This window comes from Micromonospora sp. CPM1, from assembly GCF_023896895.1.
GTDB lineage: Bacteria > Actinomycetota > Actinomycetes > Mycobacteriales > Micromonosporaceae > Micromonospora > Micromonospora tulbaghiae.
Genome location: NZ_JAMHIU010000002.1, coordinates 262,838 through 280,941 on the forward strand (window position 1 = coordinate 262,838; position 18,104 = coordinate 280,941).

At 74.9% G+C, this 18,104-nt stretch carries 17 protein-coding genes and 1 riboswitch; of the genes, 8 read left to right on the forward strand and 9 right to left on the reverse strand.

Going from position 1 to position 18,104, the window contains the following annotated elements:
* Positions 1-57: 57 nt before the first annotated feature.
* Positions 58-573 carry a GNAT family N-acetyltransferase gene (locus M8C11_RS03750; protein WP_252448319.1) on the reverse strand — a complete coding sequence of 172 codons (516 nt, stop codon included), beginning with the start codon at positions 571-573 and terminating at the stop codon, positions 58-60.
* 218 nt (positions 574-791) lie between these two features.
* On the opposite strand from M8C11_RS03750, the gene M8C11_RS03755 reads away from it, so the two are divergent.
* From M8C11_RS03755 to groL, 3 genes are all read left to right on the forward strand, one after another.
* Positions 792-995 carry a cold-shock protein gene (locus M8C11_RS03755; RefSeq protein WP_013288855.1) on the forward strand — a complete coding sequence of 68 codons (204 nt, stop codon included), beginning with the start codon at positions 792-794 and terminating at the stop codon, positions 993-995.
* 290 nt (positions 996-1,285) lie between these two features.
* A complete protein-coding gene (locus M8C11_RS03760; protein ID WP_252448320.1) occupies positions 1,286-2,506 on the forward strand; it encodes a hypothetical protein in 1,221 nt (406 codons plus the stop codon).
* Positions 2,507-2,780: 274 nt separating this feature from the next.
* Complete coding sequence (groL, locus tag M8C11_RS03765) at positions 2,781-4,403, forward strand: chaperonin GroEL (RefSeq protein WP_013288853.1); 1,623 nt, start codon at positions 2,781-2,783, stop codon at positions 4,401-4,403.
* 73 nt (positions 4,404-4,476) lie between these two features.
* Here the strand turns inward: groL and M8C11_RS03770 are convergent, their stop codons facing one another.
* From M8C11_RS03770 to M8C11_RS03780, 3 genes are all read right to left on the reverse strand, one after another.
* The gene (locus M8C11_RS03770; protein ID WP_120572890.1) at positions 4,477-4,719 is read right to left on the reverse strand and encodes a hypothetical protein; all 243 of its coding nucleotides are present in this window, start codon (positions 4,717-4,719) and stop codon (positions 4,477-4,479) included.
* A gap of 70 nt (positions 4,720-4,789) precedes the next feature.
* Positions 4,790-5,716: a GNAT family N-acetyltransferase gene (locus tag M8C11_RS03775; protein ID WP_252448322.1), complete on the reverse strand. Its 927-nt coding sequence runs from the start codon at positions 5,714-5,716 to the stop codon at positions 4,790-4,792.
* Positions 5,717-5,759: 43 nt separating this feature from the next.
* A complete protein-coding gene (locus M8C11_RS03780) occupies positions 5,760-8,174 on the reverse strand; it encodes a S8 family serine peptidase (RefSeq protein WP_252448323.1) in 2,415 nt (804 codons plus the stop codon).
* 68 nt (positions 8,175-8,242) lie between these two features.
* On the opposite strand from M8C11_RS03780, the gene M8C11_RS03785 reads away from it, so the two are divergent.
* Complete coding sequence (locus tag M8C11_RS03785) at positions 8,243-10,060, forward strand: glycerol-3-phosphate dehydrogenase/oxidase (protein ID WP_252448456.1); 1,818 nt, start codon at positions 8,243-8,245, stop codon at positions 10,058-10,060.
* Between the two features lie 66 nt (positions 10,061-10,126).
* Positions 10,127-10,624 carry a hypothetical protein gene (locus tag M8C11_RS03790; protein ID WP_120572894.1) on the forward strand — a complete coding sequence of 166 codons (498 nt, stop codon included), beginning with the start codon at positions 10,127-10,129 and terminating at the stop codon, positions 10,622-10,624.
* On the opposite strand, the gene M8C11_RS03795 is transcribed toward M8C11_RS03790, so the two are convergent.
* Positions 10,621-12,021 carry an FAD-binding oxidoreductase gene (locus M8C11_RS03795; RefSeq protein WP_252448324.1) on the reverse strand — a complete coding sequence of 467 codons (1,401 nt, stop codon included), beginning with the start codon at positions 12,019-12,021 and terminating at the stop codon, positions 10,621-10,623. The genes M8C11_RS03790 and M8C11_RS03795 overlap by 4 nt on opposite strands.
* Before the next feature lie 33 nt (positions 12,022-12,054).
* Between M8C11_RS03795 and M8C11_RS03800 the strand changes: the two genes are divergently transcribed.
* Positions 12,055-12,387: a DUF4031 domain-containing protein gene (locus tag M8C11_RS03800; RefSeq protein WP_145753703.1), complete on the forward strand. Its 333-nt coding sequence runs from the start codon at positions 12,055-12,057 to the stop codon at positions 12,385-12,387.
* Here M8C11_RS03800 and M8C11_RS03805 read toward each other — a convergent pair.
* Positions 12,313-12,948: a metal-dependent phosphohydrolase gene (locus M8C11_RS03805; protein WP_252448325.1), complete on the reverse strand. Its 636-nt coding sequence runs from the start codon at positions 12,946-12,948 to the stop codon at positions 12,313-12,315. The two genes, M8C11_RS03800 and M8C11_RS03805, sit on opposite strands and share 75 nt — an antisense overlap.
* Positions 12,949-13,017: 69 nt before the next feature.
* Between M8C11_RS03805 and M8C11_RS03810 the strand changes: the two genes are divergently transcribed.
* A complete protein-coding gene (locus M8C11_RS03810; protein ID WP_252448326.1) occupies positions 13,018-14,271 on the forward strand; it encodes an aromatic acid exporter family protein in 1,254 nt (417 codons plus the stop codon).
* Positions 14,272-14,390: 119 nt separating this feature from the next.
* Here the strand turns inward: M8C11_RS03810 and M8C11_RS03815 are convergent, their stop codons facing one another.
* Positions 14,391-15,653 (reverse strand): aminotransferase class V-fold PLP-dependent enzyme, encoded by a 1,263-nt coding sequence (locus M8C11_RS03815; RefSeq protein ID WP_252448327.1) that lies wholly within the window; start codon positions 15,651-15,653, stop codon positions 14,391-14,393.
* A 45-nt stretch (positions 15,654-15,698) separates the two neighbouring features.
* Positions 15,699-15,821, reverse strand: a riboswitch (SAM riboswitch).
* A 23-nt stretch (positions 15,822-15,844) separates the two neighbouring features.
* Here M8C11_RS03815 and M8C11_RS03820 point away from each other — a divergent pair.
* Positions 15,845-17,428, forward strand: coding sequence for a PrsW family intramembrane metalloprotease (locus M8C11_RS03820; RefSeq protein WP_252448328.1), 1,584 nt, complete (start codon positions 15,845-15,847; stop codon positions 17,426-17,428).
* A 27-nt stretch (positions 17,429-17,455) separates the two neighbouring features.
* On the opposite strand, the gene M8C11_RS03825 is transcribed toward M8C11_RS03820, so the two are convergent.
* Together M8C11_RS03825 and M8C11_RS03830 are read right to left on the reverse strand one after the other, a co-directional pair.
* Positions 17,456-17,614, reverse strand: coding sequence for a hypothetical protein (locus M8C11_RS03825; RefSeq protein ID WP_162881441.1), 159 nt, complete (start codon positions 17,612-17,614; stop codon positions 17,456-17,458).
* A gap of 107 nt (positions 17,615-17,721) precedes the next feature.
* A complete protein-coding gene (locus tag M8C11_RS03830; RefSeq protein ID WP_120572899.1) occupies positions 17,722-18,069 on the reverse strand; it encodes a co-chaperone GroES in 348 nt (115 codons plus the stop codon).
* Positions 18,070-18,104: the final 35 nt, after the last annotated feature.

The following is an 18,104-nucleotide window of genomic DNA, read 5'->3' on the forward strand; positions in this document are numbered from 1 at the left end:
ACCGCATCCCGGGTGCGTCGGTCGTCGCGGTGACGACCGACGCACCCGGCGGCGTCCTCAGGCCGGGCGGCGCATCTGGAGTTCGTGCAGGCCGGTGATCCGGGGGTGCGGCACCCGTACCCCGGTGTCCACGAAGCCCAGCTTCTGATAGGCCCGGTAGGCGCGGTCGTTGCCGACCACCACCTCCATCATCAGCTCGGGCCGTCCGCAGGCGCGCGACCAGGCCGCCACCTCGTCGACGAGCGCCGCCAGCAGGCCGCTGCCCCGCCGGGCCGGCGTCACGTAGACCGCGTAGACGAGCGTCAGGCCCGGCTCGTCCGGCGCGGCGATGCCGCCGGCGTGGCCGACCAGACGGCCGCCCGGGTCGGCCACGAACTGCGCGGTGTGGTCGCCCCGGGAGACGGCCGCGACCCGGGCCGCGAACTCCGCGTGCGGCCGGGCGGCGGCCTCGGCCACCGTCTCCAGGAAGGCCAGCGGGGAGTCGGCCAGCATCTCCAGCCGGAGCGCCCGCATCCGGGCGGCGTCGGTCGGCCGGACCCGGCGGACGGCGGTCGTGGTGGTCGCGCTGGTCATGCCGCATGCATACCGGACGGTTCGCGGCGGGTGTGCGACAGGCCCGGGTACGCCCCGGAATATGCCCGATTTGTGGTCGTGCGCCGTCGTCACGCCTCGTGTAGCGTGCGATTTCGGTCACTGAATTCAGCATCACCGATCGCTGAATCGGTGCGCCGCCGGTGCCGGTCCGCCGGTCTCCGGGTGTTGGAACGCCGCGCAGAGTGAGGAAGTGCACCGTGGCACAGGGCACCGTGAAGTGGTTCAACGCCGAAAAGGGCTACGGCTTCATCGCCGTCGACGGCGGGCAGGACGTCTTCGTCCACTTCTCCGCGATCGAGATGGACGGCTACAAGGCGCTCGACGACGGTCAGCGGGTCGAGTTCGAGATCGCGCAGGGGCAGAAGGGTCCGCAGGCCGAGCGGGTCCGCGTCATCGCCTGAACCGCGGCGGGCGGTGCTCCCGCAATCGGACCCCGGACCGGGGGCTGCGTTGCGGCCGACCACCATGGAAGATCATGAGCCGTTCCAGCCGTAGTCGCTGAGGAGGGCCCATGTCCGATCTGCCCCCGTCGGGTTCCACCGAGCCGGCGGCGTCCGGCCCTCCGGCCGACCCGACCGCGCCCCCGCCTCCCGCTGCCGATCCGGCACCGGGACCGTCTGGGGCCACCGGAGGGGCCACGCCCGGCTCCGGCGCGTCCGGCGCCGACCCGTGGGCCGGTCATACCGGCCCCGTGCCGATCGTGCCCGACCAGCCGGGGTACGACAGCCCGCAGCCCGGCGTCCCGAACCAGGCCGGCCAACCCGGCTGGGGCGCCCCGCCCGGCTGGACCGCGCCGGGCGACGTCCCGCCCGGCCACACCCCGCCGCCCGGCTCGAACGCCCCGGGCACTCCGCCGCAGGGCTGGACCGCGCCGGGCACGCCACCGCAGGGCTGGACCGCACCGGGCACGCCACCGCAGGGCTGGACCGCGCCGCCGGGCACCCCGCCGCCGGGTTGGGGCGGTCCCGCGTACCCGGGCTATCCGATGCCCGGCGCGGCCTACCCGATGCCCGGCGCGGCGTACCCGATGCAGGCCGGTCCCGGTGCGTACGCCGGCTGGTTCCCCGGCATCGACCCGCAGGATCCGCTCGTCAACCCGCCGCACGCGGGCATCGGTCCCTGGTTCGCCCGCTGTACCGCCGCGCTGCGGCGCGGCTGGCGGCAACTGCTGCCGATCGTGCTGCTCACCCAGGTTCTCCCGGCTTCGGTGATCGGCGTCCTCACGCTCGTCTTCACCCCGGAGGGTGAGCTGGCGACCGCCCCGGACGGCGCGCCGGTGCTTCCGGCCGGTTTCTGGGGGCAGATGTTCGCCTTCTACGGCGTGCTCCTGGCCGCCGGGCTGGTCTTCGGCCTGCTCCAGGCGACGGGCTGGGCCGCCGGCACCTGGGTGGTCGCCCGCCAGGCGGCAGGCGAGCCGACCGGACTCGGCGCCGCCTTGCGGTACGGGATGCGGCGTGCCCTCGGCCTGTGGGGCTGGACCCTCCTGGTCTCGCTGCTGGCCATGCTCGGGACCTGTTTGTGCCTGCTGCCCGGCATCTACGTCACGTTCGCGCTTGCCCTGTTCGGCCCGGTCTACCTGTTCGAGCGGCGGGAGCCGATCGGGCGGGCGTGGCGGATGTTCCACAACCGGTTCGGCATGGTGCTGGGCCGGGTCGCGCTGGTGATCGCGGTGCTCCTCGCGGCGACGGTGCTCGACGCCGTGGTGGGCGCTATCAGCGGGGCGGCGTTCGGTGTCGAGCCGATGAACGCCGTCGGCACCGCGATCGGCGCCGTGGTGCTGGCCGTGTTCGGTGCCCTGCTGGCCACTCCGGCATACCTGGCACAGCAGGTCGGGCTGGTCGTCACGTACGCCGAACAGCGGGCTCAGGAAGGCCCGGTGAACGCGGCCCGGCTGGCGGCGGAACTCGGCTGAGCGGGGCTGTCGTGCTTGCACTCGGCTAGGGAGAGTGCTAAACAAGTCATTGGCACTCGCGTACGGTGAGTGCCAGAAGGTCGGGGCGGTAGGGCCACGGCCGCGCCGGTGTCCGATAGGGCGCCGGGGCGGTACGAGGCCGGTCGTCGCGGGCTGTCCGGCCCGACCGAGGAGACGTCGTCGTCGCCAGGTGGCGACGTCCCCAAGGTGCGTACACCAGACGGCCCATCCGGGCATCCGGGTGGCCCGTGAGTGTCCAGGAGGACAACGCCGTATGGCCAAGATGATCGCGTTCGACGAAGAGGCGCGCCGCGGCCTCGAGCGGGGCATGAACCAGCTCGCCGACGCCGTGAAGGTGACCCTCGGCCCCAAGGGCCGCAACGTCGTGCTCGAGAAGAAGTGGGGTGCCCCCACCATCACCAACGATGGTGTGAGCATCGCCAAGGAGATCGAGCTCGAGGACCCGTACGAGAAGATCGGCGCCGAGCTGGTCAAGGAGGTCGCGAAGAAGACCGACGACGTCGCCGGTGACGGCACGACGACGGCGACCGTCCTGGCCCAGGCCCTGGTCCGTGAGGGTCTGCGCAACGTGGCCGCCGGCGCCAACCCGATGGCCCTGAAGCGGGGCATCGAGGCGGCCGTGGCCAGCGTCTCGGAGGAGCTGCTCAAGCTCGCCAAGGACGTGGAGACCAAGGAGCAGATCGCCTCCACCGCCTCCATCTCCGCCGCCGACCCCAGCGTCGGCGAGATCATCGCCGAGGCGATGGACAAGGTGGGCAAGGAAGGTGTCATCACCGTCGAGGAGAGCAACACCTTCGGCCTGGAGCTCGAGCTCACCGAGGGCATGCGCTTCGACAAGGGCTACATCTCCGCCTACTTCATGACCGACCCGGAGCGTATGGAGGCCGTCTTCGACGACCCGTACATCCTGATCGTCAACAGCAAGATCTCGTCGGTGAAGGACCTGCTCCCGATCCTGGAGAAGGTCATGCAGTCGGGCAAGCCGCTGCTGATCATCGCCGAGGACCTGGAGGGCGAGGCCCTCGCCACCCTGGTGGTCAACAAGGTCCGTGGCACCTTCAAGTCGGTCGCCGTCAAGGCGCCGGGCTTCGGTGACCGCCGCAAGGCCATGCTGACCGACATCGCCATCCTCACCGGTGGCCAGGTCATCAGCGAGGAGGTCGGCCTCAAGCTGGACGCGACCGGCCTCGAGATGCTGGGCCGCGCCCGCAAGGTCGTGGTGACCAAGGACGAGACCACCATCGTCGACGGTGCCGGCGACGCCGAGCAGATCCAGGGCCGGGTGAACCAGATCCGGGCCGAGATCGACAAGAGCGACTCCGACTACGACCGGGAGAAGCTGCAGGAGCGTCTGGCCAAGCTGGCCGGCGGTGTTGCGGTGATCAAGGTCGGCGCGGCCACCGAGGTCGAGCTGAAGGAGCGCAAGCACCGCATCGAGGACGCCGTCCGCAACGCGAAGGCCGCCGTCGAGGAGGGCATCGTCCCGGGTGGTGGCGTCGCGCTGGTGCAGGCCGGCAAGACCGCCTTCGACAAGCTGGACCTGGCCGGCGACGAGGCGACCGGCGCGCAGATCGTCAAGATCGCGCTGGACGCCCCGCTGCGGCAGATCGCCGTCAACGCCGGCATGGAGGGTGGCGTCGTCGTCGAGCGCGTCCGCAACCTCGACCCGGGTCACGGCCTCAACGCCGCGACCGGCGAGTACGTGGACCTGCTGGCCGCGGGCATCATCGACCCGGCCAAGGTGACGCGTTCCGCGCTGCAGAACGCCGCTTCGATCGCCGCGCTGTTCCTCACCACCGAGGCCGTCGTGGCGGACAAGCCGGAGAAGACCCCGGCCGCCCCGGCCGGTCCGGGTGGCGGGGAGATGGACTTCTGAGTCCAGCTCCACCCAGTTACGCCGAAAGGGGGCGGGCCGCGTCAGCGGTCCGCCCCCTTTCCGCGTACCCGGCTCAGGTGGGCAGCGGGCGCTGGTTGCGCCGCTTGTGCGCCCTGTCGTACGGCGGTGGCGGTCGCCTCGGCTCGTCCACCGGCTGCCGTTGCTCCTCCACCGGTGGCCCGTCGGTGCCGGTGAGTTCGGCGAGCTGCTCGGCGTCGCCGACGTCGAGCCGGTCGAACGGGAGCTGGCCGGGAAGCTCGTCGGCCGGGCGCCGGGCCGCCGCCGGATCCTCGGCCCGTTCGTCATTCGTGGTCATGCACCGCCTCCTCTGCTCCGACCGTAGAGCCCGGTCGATGGCGAAGGAGGCCGAATGGCGCTATTGAAGTCTATGCCCCTTTGATGGCTTTCCGGTAGAGGAAGAACACCCGCTCGATCCAGGCCCCGGCCGCGTTCGAGTAGAACGGCACCGGCCCGACCCAGCCGATCTGCGCGGCGGTGATCCCGGCGGCCGCCTGGTCGCGCAGGCAGCGGCGCAACAGCACGCCACCGATCCCGGATCCCTCCGCCGCCGGTGCGGTGCCCATCGGCCCGAACCAGCTCGGCCGCGCCGACCCGTACGCGGCGAACCCGAGGATCTCGCCGTCCCGCTCGGCGAGGTGCACACCCGCGTCCGGCCGCCCCACCGAACCGGCCAGCTCACCGTCCCAGGCGCCGCCGAACGTGGACCGGGCGAACGCGGCGAGCGCCGGCAGGTCGTCGGCGCCGGCCCGGCGCACCGTCACGCCCCGCCCGGCCAGCCGCTGCTCGGCGGCCTCGGTCGGACGCAGCGCCGCCGACCCCTCGGACAGGTCGGCGGTCATGTTCCAGGCGGTGCGGTCCTGCCGGTAGCCGAGCCGCTGCGCGGCGCAGACCGCCGGCGTGTAGCGCACGTCGATGCCCGGCCAGGCGTAGTGCGGCGGATTGCCGGCGAGCAGCACCTCGGCTGCCCCGAGCACGCCGAGCCGGCTCTCCGCCTCGGCCAGCAGCGCCCCGCCCACACCCTGGCGGCGGTCCGTCGGCGCCACCGCGACCAGGTCGACGTGGCCCAGACGCGGATCGGCCGCCGACAGCGACCCGACGAGTACGCCCACCAGCGCGCCGCCGCGTACCGCGCCGAGGCGCAGCACCGGACGGTCGGCCTCGGCCCGCTCCGCCACGGTGACCACCACCGCTGACGCCTCGGCCGCGTCCTCCGGCAGGTCGAACGACAGCCGGCACAGCTCGACCACCTCGGGCAGCCGGTCCCGGCCCAGCTCGATGATCTCCACGTCCATGGACGCCGACCCTAGAACATCGGCAGGCCAATGGACAGGGTTGTTAACCGGTCGCCGCGGACCGGGCCGCGCGCACCGCCGCGTACGCGTCCACCAGCCCGGCGCCGGAGACGTCCTGCGGTCCGCCGCAGGCGTCCGCCCCGGCGGGCCGGGCGACCGGCTGCGCGGTGTCGCGCAGGATCGCCCGGGTCCGTTCCAGGTCCCCGACCAGCGCCGGATTCGCCGACCACATCAGCGCCACCACGCCCGCGACCTGCGGCGTGGCCATCGAGGTGCCGTCCAGGGTGGCGTACCCGCCGCCCGGCATCGCGGAGAGCACCGCGGCGCCGGGGGCGACCAGGTCCGGCTTGGCCCGGCCGTCCGGCGCCGGGCCGCGGCTGGAGAACTCGGTGACGCGCCGCTGCCGGTCCACCGCCCCGACGGTCAGCACGTCCGGGTACGGCGCGGGCGCGTCCGCGATCGAGCCGCACGACGGGCCGGTGTTCCCCGCCGCGGCCACCACGAGGATGCCCGCCGCGGTCAGCGCGGCGGTCGCCGGTCGCAGCGCACCCGGGTCGCACCCCTCCACCGGCGGGCAGCCCCACGAGTTGGTGAGCACGTCCGGGGCGCGGGAGGGACGGCCGTCGGTGAGCGGGTCCCCGCCTTCGGGGAACGGGGCCAGCATGAACTGGAGGCAGTCGAGGTAGCGGGCCGGGCTGCCCATGTTGCGGTCCAGGTTGACGCAGCCGACCCAGCTCGCGCCCGGTGCCACGCCGATCCCGTCCCGGCCCACCGCGCTGCCGAGCGTGTGGGTGCCGTGGCCACCCCGGTCGGCCGGGGAGCGGCGGCCCTCCCACGGGTCGTACCACGAGTCGTCGCCGCCCCGGAAGCCGTCCGCGAGCGCCGGGTGCCGGCCGTCCACCCCGGAGTCGGAGCTGCCCACCACCACGCCGGACCCGGTGACGCCCAGCTCGGACCAGACCCGGTCCGCGCCGATCAGCGAGACGTTCCAGGCCGGACCGGCCGGTGCCGGCGCGTCGCCGCGCGCCTGCGGGGCGGGCGCGGGCAGCGGGCGCAGCCGCTGGCTGACCAGCACCCGGGCCACCTCGGGACGGCTGGACAGCCAGGCCCGCACCGCCGGGCCGCCGTCCGTCTCGATCGCGTTCACCAGGTAGTACGGCGTCGGGTTCAGCCGCATCCCGGTCAGCGTGCGGCGCAGGTCGCCCTGCGTGCGGTCGGCGGTGGCCACCAGCCGCCGGTAGACCTCGGTCGCCCGGGCGTCCCGCCCGGCCCGGCCCGGCGCCCCGGCCGGCAGGCTGGTCAGGTCGGCCTGCTCGCGCAGCACCACGAGCAGCCGCTCGCCGTACAGTCCCGGCCGGCCGGGGACGACGTACACCACGGCGACGGCGGCGAGCAGCGCGGCGGCGGCCAGCGCGGCCGGACCGCGCCGGGGCGCGCGGGCGCGGGACCGGGCGAGCAGCACGCCGTACGCGACGGCCAGGACGACCGCGACGGCGAACGCCACGCCGGTGCCCACCGCGACCCAGAACGGTGTGTCGCGGGTGGCGGAGAGCAGGAGGCTGACCTCCTCCGGGTCGGTGAAGGCGAGCGGGCCGAGGAGGGCGAGCCCGACCAGTCGGCGCGCCGGCGCGGACCCGGCCGGGCGGCCCGCGTGGCGGGCCGCCGCCTCCAGCGCGGCCAGCACGAAACCGAGCGGCGGCAGCAGGAGCAGCGCCGGCAACTGCACGCCCGACTGCCCGGCGCCGGCCGCGAGCGGCGTCAGCGCCACACCGGCGACCAGACCGCCGACCAGCACCAGCCGGGCCGGACCCGGTCCGAACGCGGCCCAGAAGCCGGCGCCGAGAAGCGCCCCGGCGAGCGCGCCCAGCGCGGCGGCGGCCAGGCCGGCGAGCAGCGTCTCCAGCGCACCGCCCAGCGCGCCCACCCAGGCCCAGGGCAGCAGCACGGCCAGGCCGGCTGCGATCGCCAGCAGCGACACCGGCCCGAACCGGCCCTCCGGGACCGCGTCCACCACGACCGGCGGCCGGACGCGGCCGAGCCGGACGGCGGCGAGCGCGAGCGCCGCGGCGGTCACCGCGAGCGCAGCCAGGTACGCCTCGTGGTGCACCGGCGGCACCGTCCGCAGCAGCGTGGTCGCGCCGAGCGCGACCACGGCGGCGGTCCAGGCCCGGCCGGTCGCCCGCAGCGCGGGGGAGCGGGGCGCGAGCGCGAGGGCCAGCGCCGGGGCGCCGGCCAGCAGCACTGTGGCCACCGCGATCACCGGCCAGCCCGCCACCGGCCGGTCCGCGCCGATCACCAGCGCCACCTGGTCGACCAGCCAGCCGGTGATCTGGCCCGGCACGGTGACCAGCACGATCCACACCCCGGTCGCCACCGCCGCGACGACCGGCCACGGACCGGTCTCGCGCGGTGGCGGCGGCGGTACGGGGGCGGGCGGCGGGCCGGTCAGCATGGTCATCACGGTACGGCCGGGACGTGTCGCGGCGCGCCCGGGACGGTTACGGTTGACTGGTGCGTGACCCGAGTGTGTCCCGATCCACGGCCGGCCGGCTCTCCGCCGAGCGCCGCGCCGACGACCTGCGCCGGCTCCGGGCCGAGCGGTTCGACGTGCTGGTCATCGGCGGTGGCGTGACCGGAGCGGGCGCCGCGCTCGACGCCGCGTCCCGAGGGCTGAAGGTCGCCCTGGTGGAGGCGCGCGACTACGCCGCCGGCACGTCCAGCCGGTCCAGCAAGCTGATCCACGGCGGCCTGCGCTACCTGGAGCAGCTGGAGTTCCACCTGGTCCACGAGGCGCTGACCGAGCGCGGCCTGCTCGCCACGCGGCTCGCGCCGCACCTGGTCCGGCCGGTGCCGATCCTGGTGCCGCTCCCGGCCGAGGGCGGCGCGCGTGACCTGCCCCGGCGCTTCTTCCGCCGCTCCTACTACGGCCTCGGCGTGGCCGCGTACGACGCGTTCGCCGGCGTGTTCGGCGGCGGGCGCGGCATGCCGCTGCACCGGCACCTCACCCGCGAGGGCACCCGCCGGATCTTCCCCAGCCTGCGCCCGGACAAGCTGGCCGGCGCGATCCGCTACTACGACGGCCAGGTCGACGACGCCCGCCTGGTGGTGACGCTGGCGCGCACCGCGGCCAGCCTCGGCGCGACAGTGGTGACGAGCGCCCGTGCGGTCGACCTGATCCGCCAGGCCCGGGAGGTCACCGGCGTGCGGGTCCGCGACCTGGAGGCGCCCGCCGGCTCGCCGGACGCCGAGTTCGAGGTACGCGCCCGCACCGTGATCGCCGCCACCGGCGTGTGGAGCGACGACATGTCGCGGATGCTCAACGACGTCGGGCTGCGCCCGAAGCTGCGGGTCCGGGCCTCGAAGGGGGTGCACCTCGTGGTGCCCCGCTCGGCGATCGTCGGCGAGACCGGCCTGATCCTGCGTACCGCGACGAGCGTGTTGTTCGTGATCCCCTGGGGCGGGCACTGGATCATCGGCACCACCGACACGGACTGGCAACTCGACCGGTCCCACCCGGCCGCGACCGCGAGCGACATCGACTACCTGTTGTCGCAGGTCAACGAGGTGCTGGACCGGCCGCTGACCACCGCCGACATCGAGGGCGTCTACGCCGGGCTGCGGCCGCTGCTGGCCGGCGAGGCGGACTCCACCTCCAAGCTCTCCCGCGAGCACGCGGTGGTGGAGCCGATGCTCGGCCTGCTTCTGGTCGCCGGCGGCAAGTACACCACCTACCGGGTGATGGCCTCCGACGTGGTCGACCGCGCGATGCACCGGCTCGGCCGGACCCGCCCCTCGCGTACCGCCGACCTGCCGCTGCTCGGCGCCGACGGGTACGCGGCCATGTGGCGGGACCGGGCCGACCTGGCCCGCCGGCACGGGGTGGCGGTCGGCGTGGTCGAGCACCTGCTGGAGCGCTACGGCACCCTCACGCTCGACCTGCTCGCCCTGGTCGACGCCGATCCGCTGCTCGGCTCGCCGCTGGCCGGCGCACCGGAATACCTCGCCGCCGAGGTGACGTACGCCGCCCGCGCCGAGGGCGCGCTGCACCTGGAGGACGTGCTCACCCGGCGTACCCGGATCTCGATCGAGACCAGCCACCGCGGCCTGGAGTCGGCGGAGCACGCCGCGGAGCTGATGGGCGCGGTGCTCGGCTGGGACGCGGCGACCCGGGACCGGGAGGTCGCCCACTACCGGGCGCGGGTGCTGGCCGAGCGGGAGTCGCAGCTCATGACGGACGACATCGCGGCCGACGCGGCCCGCCTCGGCGCGCCCGACGTGCGCGGGTTCGCGGCCGACCGGGGCACCGGCGGCCCGGGCGTTGAACTTCCGGCCTCCCCCAGGTAGGGGATCCCCGACCCGGGCCGCTCGGCCGCTAGTGCGCGCTACCTACGGAAGTGTAGGTTTCCCGGCGTGGTTCGCCCATCCTGGTTGCGCGTCCCCGCCCTGTGCGTCGTGGTCCTGCTGGCTCTGACCGGCTGCTCCTTCGGCCGGGCGGAGGGCGCCACCACACCCGGGGCGGCGGGCACGGCCAGTCCGACACCGGACGGCAGGCGCGTCTCCCTGGTGCAGCGGCTCGGCGACGGCCCGGTCCGCAACCTGGAGGTCGACCCGTCGGGTCGCTGGCAGTGCCGCGACTGCGCCGGTGACGGCGTGGACGCCACCGGCACGCTGAGCCCGGAGCAGACCAAGCGGCTCCAGCGGATGCTCGCGGACCCGGCGATCGCGAAGGAGACCGACCAGGCCCGCGGCTACAAGCAGGGCTGCATCGGCGTGCTGACCTCGACGCTGCTCGTGCCGCCGGACCTGACCGTCACCATCCAGGACTGCCCGGGCGAGCCCAAGCCGAAGGTGGCCTACGACGTGCTGCTGCTCGTCACCCAGGCCACACCGGCCGAGGACAAGGGCTAGAACACCTTGCCGGGGTTCAGCAGCCCCGCCGGGTCCAGCGCCGCCTTGATCGCCTGGTGCACGCGTACGCCCACCGGGCCGATCTCGCGGGCCAGCCAGTCCCGCTTCAGCAGGCCGACGCCGTGCTCCCCGGTGCAGGTGCCGCCCAGTTCCAGCCCCAGCCGCATGATCTCGTCGAAGGCCCGCCGCCCCCGGGCCAGGCTCGCCGGATCGGCCCGGTCGACCACGATGTTGGGGTGCATGTTGCCGTCGCCCGCGTGGCCGACCACCCCGATCGGCACCTGGCACGCCTCCGCGATCCGGGCCACCCCGTCCAGCAGCTCCGCCAGCCGGCCGCGCGGCACCGCCACGTCGTCGATGACCAGGCCGCCGTTGCCGCCCGGGAACGTCTCGGCCGCGAACCGCTCCATCGCCGGGTGGGCCAGTCGCCGCGCCTGGAGCAGGGCCGCGGCCTCGGTCGCGTCGGTGGCCGCGTAGACCTCGTCGGCGCCCGCCGCCGTGCACACCTCGGCCAGCCGGGCCAGGTCGTCGGCGGCCCGGGCGCCGGTGTCCACGGCGGCGAGCAGCAGCGCCTCGGCATCGGTGCGCAGACCCATCGGCCGGTACGCCTCGATCGCCCGCAGATGCGTCCGGTCCAGCAGTTCCAGCAGGCTCGGGGTGAGCCCTCGCGCGGCGATCCCGGCGACCGCGCCGCCGGCCGTCGCCACGGTGGGGAAGACCGCGACCAGGGTCAGTGACTCCTCCGGGGCCGGGCGCAACGCCACAGTCACCTCGGTGATCACGCCGAGCGTGCCCTCCGAACCCACGAACAGGCGGGTCAGGTCGTACCCGGCGACCCCCTTCGCGGTACGCCGTCCGGTGCGCAGCACCTCGCCGGAGGCGAGCACCACCTCCAAGCCCAGCACGTACTCGCTGGTCACGCCGTACTTCACGCAGCACATGCCGCCGGCGTTGGTGGCCACGTTGCCGCCGATGGTGGACGACTCCCAGGAGCCGGGATCCGGCGGATACCAGAGGCCGTGCTCCCGTACCGCGCGGGCGAGCGCCGCGTTCACCACGCCCGGCTGCACCACCGCGATCCGGCCGACCGGGTCGATCTCCCGCACCGCGTCCATCGCCACGGTGCTCACCACCACCGCGCCGGCGACCGCGTTCGCCGCGCCGGCCAGCCCGGTCCGCGCACCCTGCGGCACCACCGGTACGCCGTGCCGCCCGGCCGCCCGGACCACCGCCACCACCTCGTCGGTGTCGCGGGGACGCACCACCACCAGCGGCGTGCCCGAGTCGCACAGGTCGGCCTCGTCGCGCTCGTGCCCGGCCAGCAGGTCCGGGTCGGTCAGCACGGCGGCGTCGCCGAGCGCGGCCCGCAGGTCGTCGAGGAGGGGATGGGCGGCCATGCCGGGAAGGCTACCGGCGTACCGTCTGTTGCCGTGCTCTACCTGGACCCGCCCGCCGTGCCCTGGCGCGGCCGGCTCTGGTCGCACCTGATCAGCGACGTCTCGTACGCCGAGCTGCACGCGTTCGCCGAGATGCTCGGTGCGCCCCGGCGCGGCTTCGACCGGGATCACTACGACGTGCCCGCCGAGCGGTTCCGGGCGGCGGTGTGGCTCGGCGCCACGGTCGTGCCCTCGCGGGAGATCGTCCGGCTGCTGCGTGACGCCGGCCTGCGCCGCCCGAAGCACCGCGTCTCAGGCGAGCGCGGCCAGCTCCCGGGACAGGTTGGCCCGCGCCCGGGCCTCCCAGCGGGCGTGCGGCTCGGGTAGGCGGTACAGCGCCGGCAGGGCGAGCAGGTGCCGCAGCACCGCGGCCCGGCCGGTGCGGAAGTCCGGTTCGGGCACGTGCGCGTACTCGGCGCGGATCGCGGCGGCGTACCTGTCGTACCGCTTCGGCGGGGCGGCGAGCACCGCCAGGTCGGCGTCGCAGAGCAACGCGCCGTCCGGGTCGTCCGGTCCGACCACGTGGCCGGCGGTGAGCAGCACCAGGCGGCGTACCCCGGTCACCGTCGCGGCCGGGAGCCCGGCGGCGGCCAGCAGCTCGCCGGCCAGGTCGGCGCTGGCCCGCTCGTTGGCGTCGCCCGCCGCGCGCGGGTCGTAGACCGCGTCGTGGCACCACGCCGCCAGCCGGACCACGTCGGGGTGGCGGGCCAGACCGGCGTACGCGTCGACCACGTCGAGCACCGCCCGCAGGTGCGCCTCGTCGTGGTAGCGCCGGTGCGGCTCCCGCCAGCCCGCCAGCAGCCGGGCGCCGGCCCGGTCGACTCCCGCCGGATCGGTCGCGCCCGCAGCCCGTGCCGTCTCCCGCCACCGTGCCGTCAGATCGTCCACCGGGTGCAGTCTGCCCCACTCCGCGACCGGACCGGGGATTCAGCGGGATCGTCGCGGGTAGTACCCGCCATGGCCCGGGACCGACGACTGCCGTTCCTTCGTCGCGGCGATCAGCATGACGGCCCGGGCGACCGTGACGGCCAGCGGATCGCCTCCGCGATGGAGGAACTGCGGCACCGCAGCAAGGCCACACTGCACGACCGGCTGCACCGGGTCCGTACCGCGTTCGGCCTGGCGGTGCAGGCCGGGCTCGCCGCCGGCCTGGCGTACCTGATCTCGCACCGGCTGCTGAAGAACCCCCAGCCGGTCTTCGCCCCGATCTCCGCTGTCGGCACGCTCGCCGCCTCCGTGGGGCAGCGGTTCCGCCGCACCGTCGAACTGATCGTCGGGGTGGCAGTCGGCGTGCTCGTCGGCGACGCGCTCATCTACTTCGTCGGCACCGGCGCGTGGCAGCTCGCGCTCGTCGTGACCTCGGCGATCCTGCTGAGCATCTTCGCCGGGGCGAGCGTCGCCATCGTCATCCAGGCGGCGGCCACCGCGGTGCTGATCGTGACGCTCAGCCCGTCCACCGAGAACCTGGAGTTCCCCCGCTTCATCGACGCGTTCCTCGGCGGCGGCATCGCGCTGCTGGTCACCGCCATCCTGCTGCCGCTCAACCCGCTACGGGTGATCAACCGGGCCGCCCGGCCGGCGCTGGACCTGCTCGCCGACCAGCTCGACGCCTGCGCCGACGCGGTACGCGACCGGGACCGGGAGGCGGCCCAGCGGGCGCTGTTCCGGCTGCGCGAGAACAAGGAGGAACTGGCCGCGCTCTCCGAGGCGATCGAGGGCGCCAAGGAGACGAGCACGCTGTCACCCGCTCGCTGGCACCGGCGCGGCGAGCTGACCCACTACGCCGAGGCGGCCGAACCGATCGACCGGGCCATGCGCAACAGCGGCACGCTGATCCGCCGCGCCGTCACCATGATCGAGGACGCCGAGCCGGTCCCCGAGCCGATGCCGGACGCGATCGGTCACCTGGCCGAGTCGGTACGCCTGCTCCGGCAGGAGTTCGCCGCCGGACAGGAGCCGGAGGAGGCCCGCGAACGGTCGCTGCGCGCGGTGAGCGAGGCCGGCCGGGCGTACGCCGAGGGGGTCGGCTTCTCCGGCAGCGTGGTGATCGCCCAGGTGCGTACCACGGCGAGCGACCTGTTGGTGGCCTCCGGGATCGAGCAGGAGGAGGCGAACCGGCTGGTACGGCAGGCGTTCGGCGAGAACCGCCAGGGCGAACCCGCAGCCCGCAACCCCGCCGCCCACCCGCCCACAGCCCCACCCGTCGGCTGACCCGCCCCGCCCCCTGGGCTCCTGCGGGGTGATCATGAAGTTGACGGGAGGGAGAGCGCTTTCCGAGGCGGTCAACTTCATGATCGACGGGGTGGGGCGCGGCTGGTGGGTGGGAGGGACTAGGGGAGGTGGGTCAGGGCGGTCAGGAGGGTGTCCACCTGCGCCTGCGTGGTGCCGAGGCCGAGGCTGGCTCGCAGGGCGGTCGGGGGCAGGTCGGTGCGGCCGGTACGGGCGGCGGCCTCGGCCAGCAGGCGCCGGGTCAGCGGGTGCGCACAGAACAGGCCGTCGCGTACCCCGATCCGGTGCCGGCTCGCCAGGTGGGCGGCCACCTCGGCGGAGTCCCGCCCGGCGACCACGAAGCTGACGATGCCCACCCGGGGCGCGTCCGGGCCGAACACGCGCAGCTCCACCACGTCCGGCAGCGCGGCCAGCCCGGTACGCAGCCGGGCCAGCAGCGCCTGTTCCCGGGCGTGCAGCGCGTCCCGGTCGGCCGCGCCGAGCGCCTCACACACGGCGGCGAGCGCCACCGCGCCGAGCAGGTTCGGCGTGCCCGCCTCGTGCCGGGCCGGGCCGGTCGTCCAGCGCACCTCGTGCGTCGCGGCGCCGACGTGGCTGGTGGCGCCGCCTCCGGCCAGGTACGGCGGCGCCGCGTCCAGCCAGTCCGCGCGCCCGGCCAGCACGCCCGCGCCGAACGGGGCGTACAGCTTGTGCCCGGACACTGCCACGTAGTCCACGTCGAGCGCGGTCAGGTCGATCGGGGCGTGCGGGGCGAGCTGCGCGGCGTCGACCAGGATGCGGGCGCCGTGCCGGTGGGCCACCCGGGCCAGCTCGGCGACCGGCCAGCACTCGCCGGTGACGTTGCCGGCGCCGGTGACCGCGACCAGCACGGGCAGGCCGGGCCGGGCGTCGCGGGCGAGTTCGCCGAGCGCCGCCGCGAGGGAGCGGACCGCGCCGGCCGGGCTGTCCGGCACCGGCAGCCGTACCGATCCGCGCGGCCAGGGCAGCAGGTTGGCGTGGTGCTCGCCGCCGAACGTGATCACGGTGGTGCCGGCGGGCAGCGCCCGGGCCAGCAGGTTCAGCGCGTCGGTGGTGTTCCGCGTGAAGATCACGTGATCGTCGGGGCGGGTGCCGAGGAAGTCGCCGACCGTCTGCCGGGCCCGCTCGTAGGCGAGCGTGCAGCGCCGCGACAGCGCGCCCGCGCCGCGGTGCACACTCGCGTACCAGGGCAGAAGCTCGGCCACCGCGTCGGCCGCGGCCCGCGCGCACGGCGCGCTGGCGGCGTGGTCCAGGTTGATCTCCCCCGGTACGCCGAGCACGCCGAGCGGGTCGGGCCGGACCGGCGCGGGCAGCACGGGCAGCGAGGGTACGAGGGTGACGGTCATGCCGGAGCCTCCGGGGTCACAGGGACCCCAGGGGTGCCGGGACGGGGTCCGCGCTTGCCCGGCGCGCGGAGCGGCACCGGGCCCGGTCATCACCCGGGGCACCCCACCGCGAACCTCGACGAGGGTTGCCGGCCAGCAAGCCGGGGCTTGACGCTGGCGCTCGTGACCTGTCCGGGAGCATAGCCCTCACGATGCGACCGGACCAGTGGGTCGTGGGTGACTACGCTGACCGCATGGCCGACACCCCGCCCGGCGCAGCTCCGCCGCCACCGCACGCGCCCGCCGCCCCGCCGGGGGCGCCGGCGCCCCGGATGCCGCTGCGCCGGCTCGGCTGGCGGCGCTTCCTGGTGCTGGCCGGCGTGGTGCTGCTGATCGCGGCCGGTGCGCTGTTCATGGTGTTCACGCTCGGCGAGAGCCTGGGCGCCGAGGCGCTGCTGATCGGCGTGATCGCGGCGATCCTGCCGGTGCCGGTGCTGGTCTTCTGCTTCCTCTGGCTCGACCGTTACGAGCCGGAGCCGCTGAAGTACCTGATCTTCTGCTTCGCCTGGGGCGCCTTCGTCTCCACCGCCATCTCGCTGCTGGTGAACACGGCCAGCGCGGGGCTGTTCGAAGACCGGGGGCTGCCGGTCGCGCTGACCGCGGTGCTGGTCGCGCCGTTCATCGAGGAGCTGACCAAGGCGGCCGGTCCGCTCCTGGTGCTGATCTTCCGGCGGCGGGAGTTCTCCGGCATCACCGACGGCCTGGTCTACTGCGGGCTCTCCGCGGTCGGCTTCGCCATGGTGGAGAACATCCTCTATCTGGGCGGGCACGGCTACCGCGCGGGCGCCGACGAGTACGGTCCGGCCACCGGCGCGCAGCAGGTGATCGCGATCTTCATCGTCCGGATCCTGCTGTTCGGCTTCGCCCACCCGCTGTTCACGTCGATGACCGGCGTCGGGCTGGGTGTCGCCGCGCGAACCGCCGACCGGCGGGTGCGGGTGCTCGCGCCGCTCGCCGGGCTGCTGCTGGCGATGATCCTGCACGGCACCTGGAACCTGCTGCCCTCGCTGGCCCAGGCCACCGGCGAGACCGTGATCGTGCTCTACGGCTACATCGGCGTGATGGTGCCGATCTTCTTCGCGATGGTCGGGCTGGCGGTCTGGCTGCGCGCCTGGGAGGGCCGGCTGACCGAGCGCACGTTGCCGGACTACGTCCGCGCGGGCTGGCTCACTCCGCCCGAGGTGGCGGCGCTGGGCAGCCTGGGCCGGCGGCACGCGGCGCGTACGTGGGCGCGCCGGGTCGCCGGTGACGGCGGGGTACGCGCGATGCGCGGCTACCAGTTCGCCGCGACCCGCCTGGCGCTGCTGCGCGACGGGATGCGCCGAGGGCTGGACCGCAAGCCGGAGGAGCGGGAGCGGACGGCGCGGGAGGAACGGGAGCTGCTGGACGCGATCACCGCGTACCGGTCGTTCTTCGTCGGTCGTGACCCGCAGGCGCCGGTCGGGGTCTGGGACGGTCAGCGCTACCACCTGCGGTTCCCGGACGGTTCGCAGCGCCCGGTCGAGGCGCCGGACGACCCGGTGGTGCCGATCCCGGTGGTGCTGGCCCAGCCGCCCGCCTTCCCGCACGGCGGCTACGGCCCCAGCGGCTACGGCCCGGGTGGTCACGGACCGGCCGGCTGGCACGGCCCGGCCGCCGGGCATGGTCCGGCTTCCGGTCACGGCTACGGCCCGGGTGCCGGCCACGGGCCGGGCGGCCGGCACGACCCGGGCGCGCCCTGGCATCCCGGGCGCTGAGGCCGTTCGGCCCGTCGGCGGCGGCGGTCAGCTCATCAGGCCGGTCAGGAAGTCGCCGAGCCCCTGGGCGATGGCCATCAGCGCGCCGCCGATGCCCTTGAACACCTGCGCCGCCCCGTCCGGCCGGAACGCCATGAAGTAGATCAGGAACGCGAGGAATCCCCAGGCGAGGATCTTTTTGATCACTACCGGCATGGTGTCCCTCCCCAGGGCGCGCTGAGGTGCCTGGGCTTCCCGCCGGGCAGCGCCGCAAACAGCACCGCCGCGCAGCGAGCGGCGTCGGAGGGGGAGAGCTACAGGTAGAGGCCGGTGGAGCCGGCGGCGGTGGTCTCCACCCGCTCGGCCGCCACGGCGTGCACGTCCCGCTCGCGCAGCAGCACGTACGCCCGCCCGTGCAGCTCGACCTCGGAGCGGTCGTCCGGGTCGAACAGCACCCGGTCGCCGGCCACTATCGCGCGGACGTTCGGCCCGACGCCGACCGCTGTGGCCCAGGCCAGCCGCTTGCCCACGGCTGCCGTCGCGGGGATCACGATGCCGGCGGTGGAGCGGCGTTCCCCCTCGCCACCCTCGGTACGCACCAGCACGCGGTCGTGCAGCAGACGGATCGGCAGCCCGGCGTCGAGACTCTGGTCGGCGGTCACGCGAAGACGCTACCGCGTGGCCGTCGGTCGATTCC

Bases quoted from the DNA above. Each gene is read 5' to 3' on its own strand.
- M8C11_RS03795 (WP_252448324.1), bottom strand. From the start codon at position 12,021: ATGGCCGCCCATCCCCTCCTCGACGACCTGCGGGCCGCGCTCGGCGAC.
- M8C11_RS03815 (WP_252448327.1), bottom strand. From the start codon at position 15,653: ATGACCGTCACCCTCGTACCCTCGCTGCCCGTGCTGCCCGCGCCGGTC.
- M8C11_RS03770 (WP_120572890.1), bottom strand. From the start codon at position 4,719: ATGACCACGAATGACGAACGGGCCGAGGATCCGGCGGCGGCCCGGCGC.
- groL (WP_013288853.1), top strand. From the start codon at position 2,781: ATGGCCAAGATGATCGCGTTCGACGAAGAGGCGCGCCGCGGCCTCGAG.
- M8C11_RS03775 (WP_252448322.1), bottom strand. From the start codon at position 5,716: ATGGACGTGGAGATCATCGAGCTGGGCCGGGACCGGCTGCCCGAGGTG.
- M8C11_RS03810 (WP_252448326.1), top strand. From the start codon at position 13,018: ATGGCCCGGGACCGACGACTGCCGTTCCTTCGTCGCGGCGATCAGCAT.
- M8C11_RS03820 (WP_252448328.1), top strand. From the start codon at position 15,845: ATGCGACCGGACCAGTGGGTCGTGGGTGACTACGCTGACCGCATGGCC.
- M8C11_RS03780 (WP_252448323.1), bottom strand. From the start codon at position 8,174: ATGACCATGCTGACCGGCCCGCCGCCCGCCCCCGTACCGCCGCCGCCA.
- M8C11_RS03750 (WP_252448319.1), bottom strand. From the start codon at position 573: ATGACCAGCGCGACCACCACGACCGCCGTCCGCCGGGTCCGGCCGACC.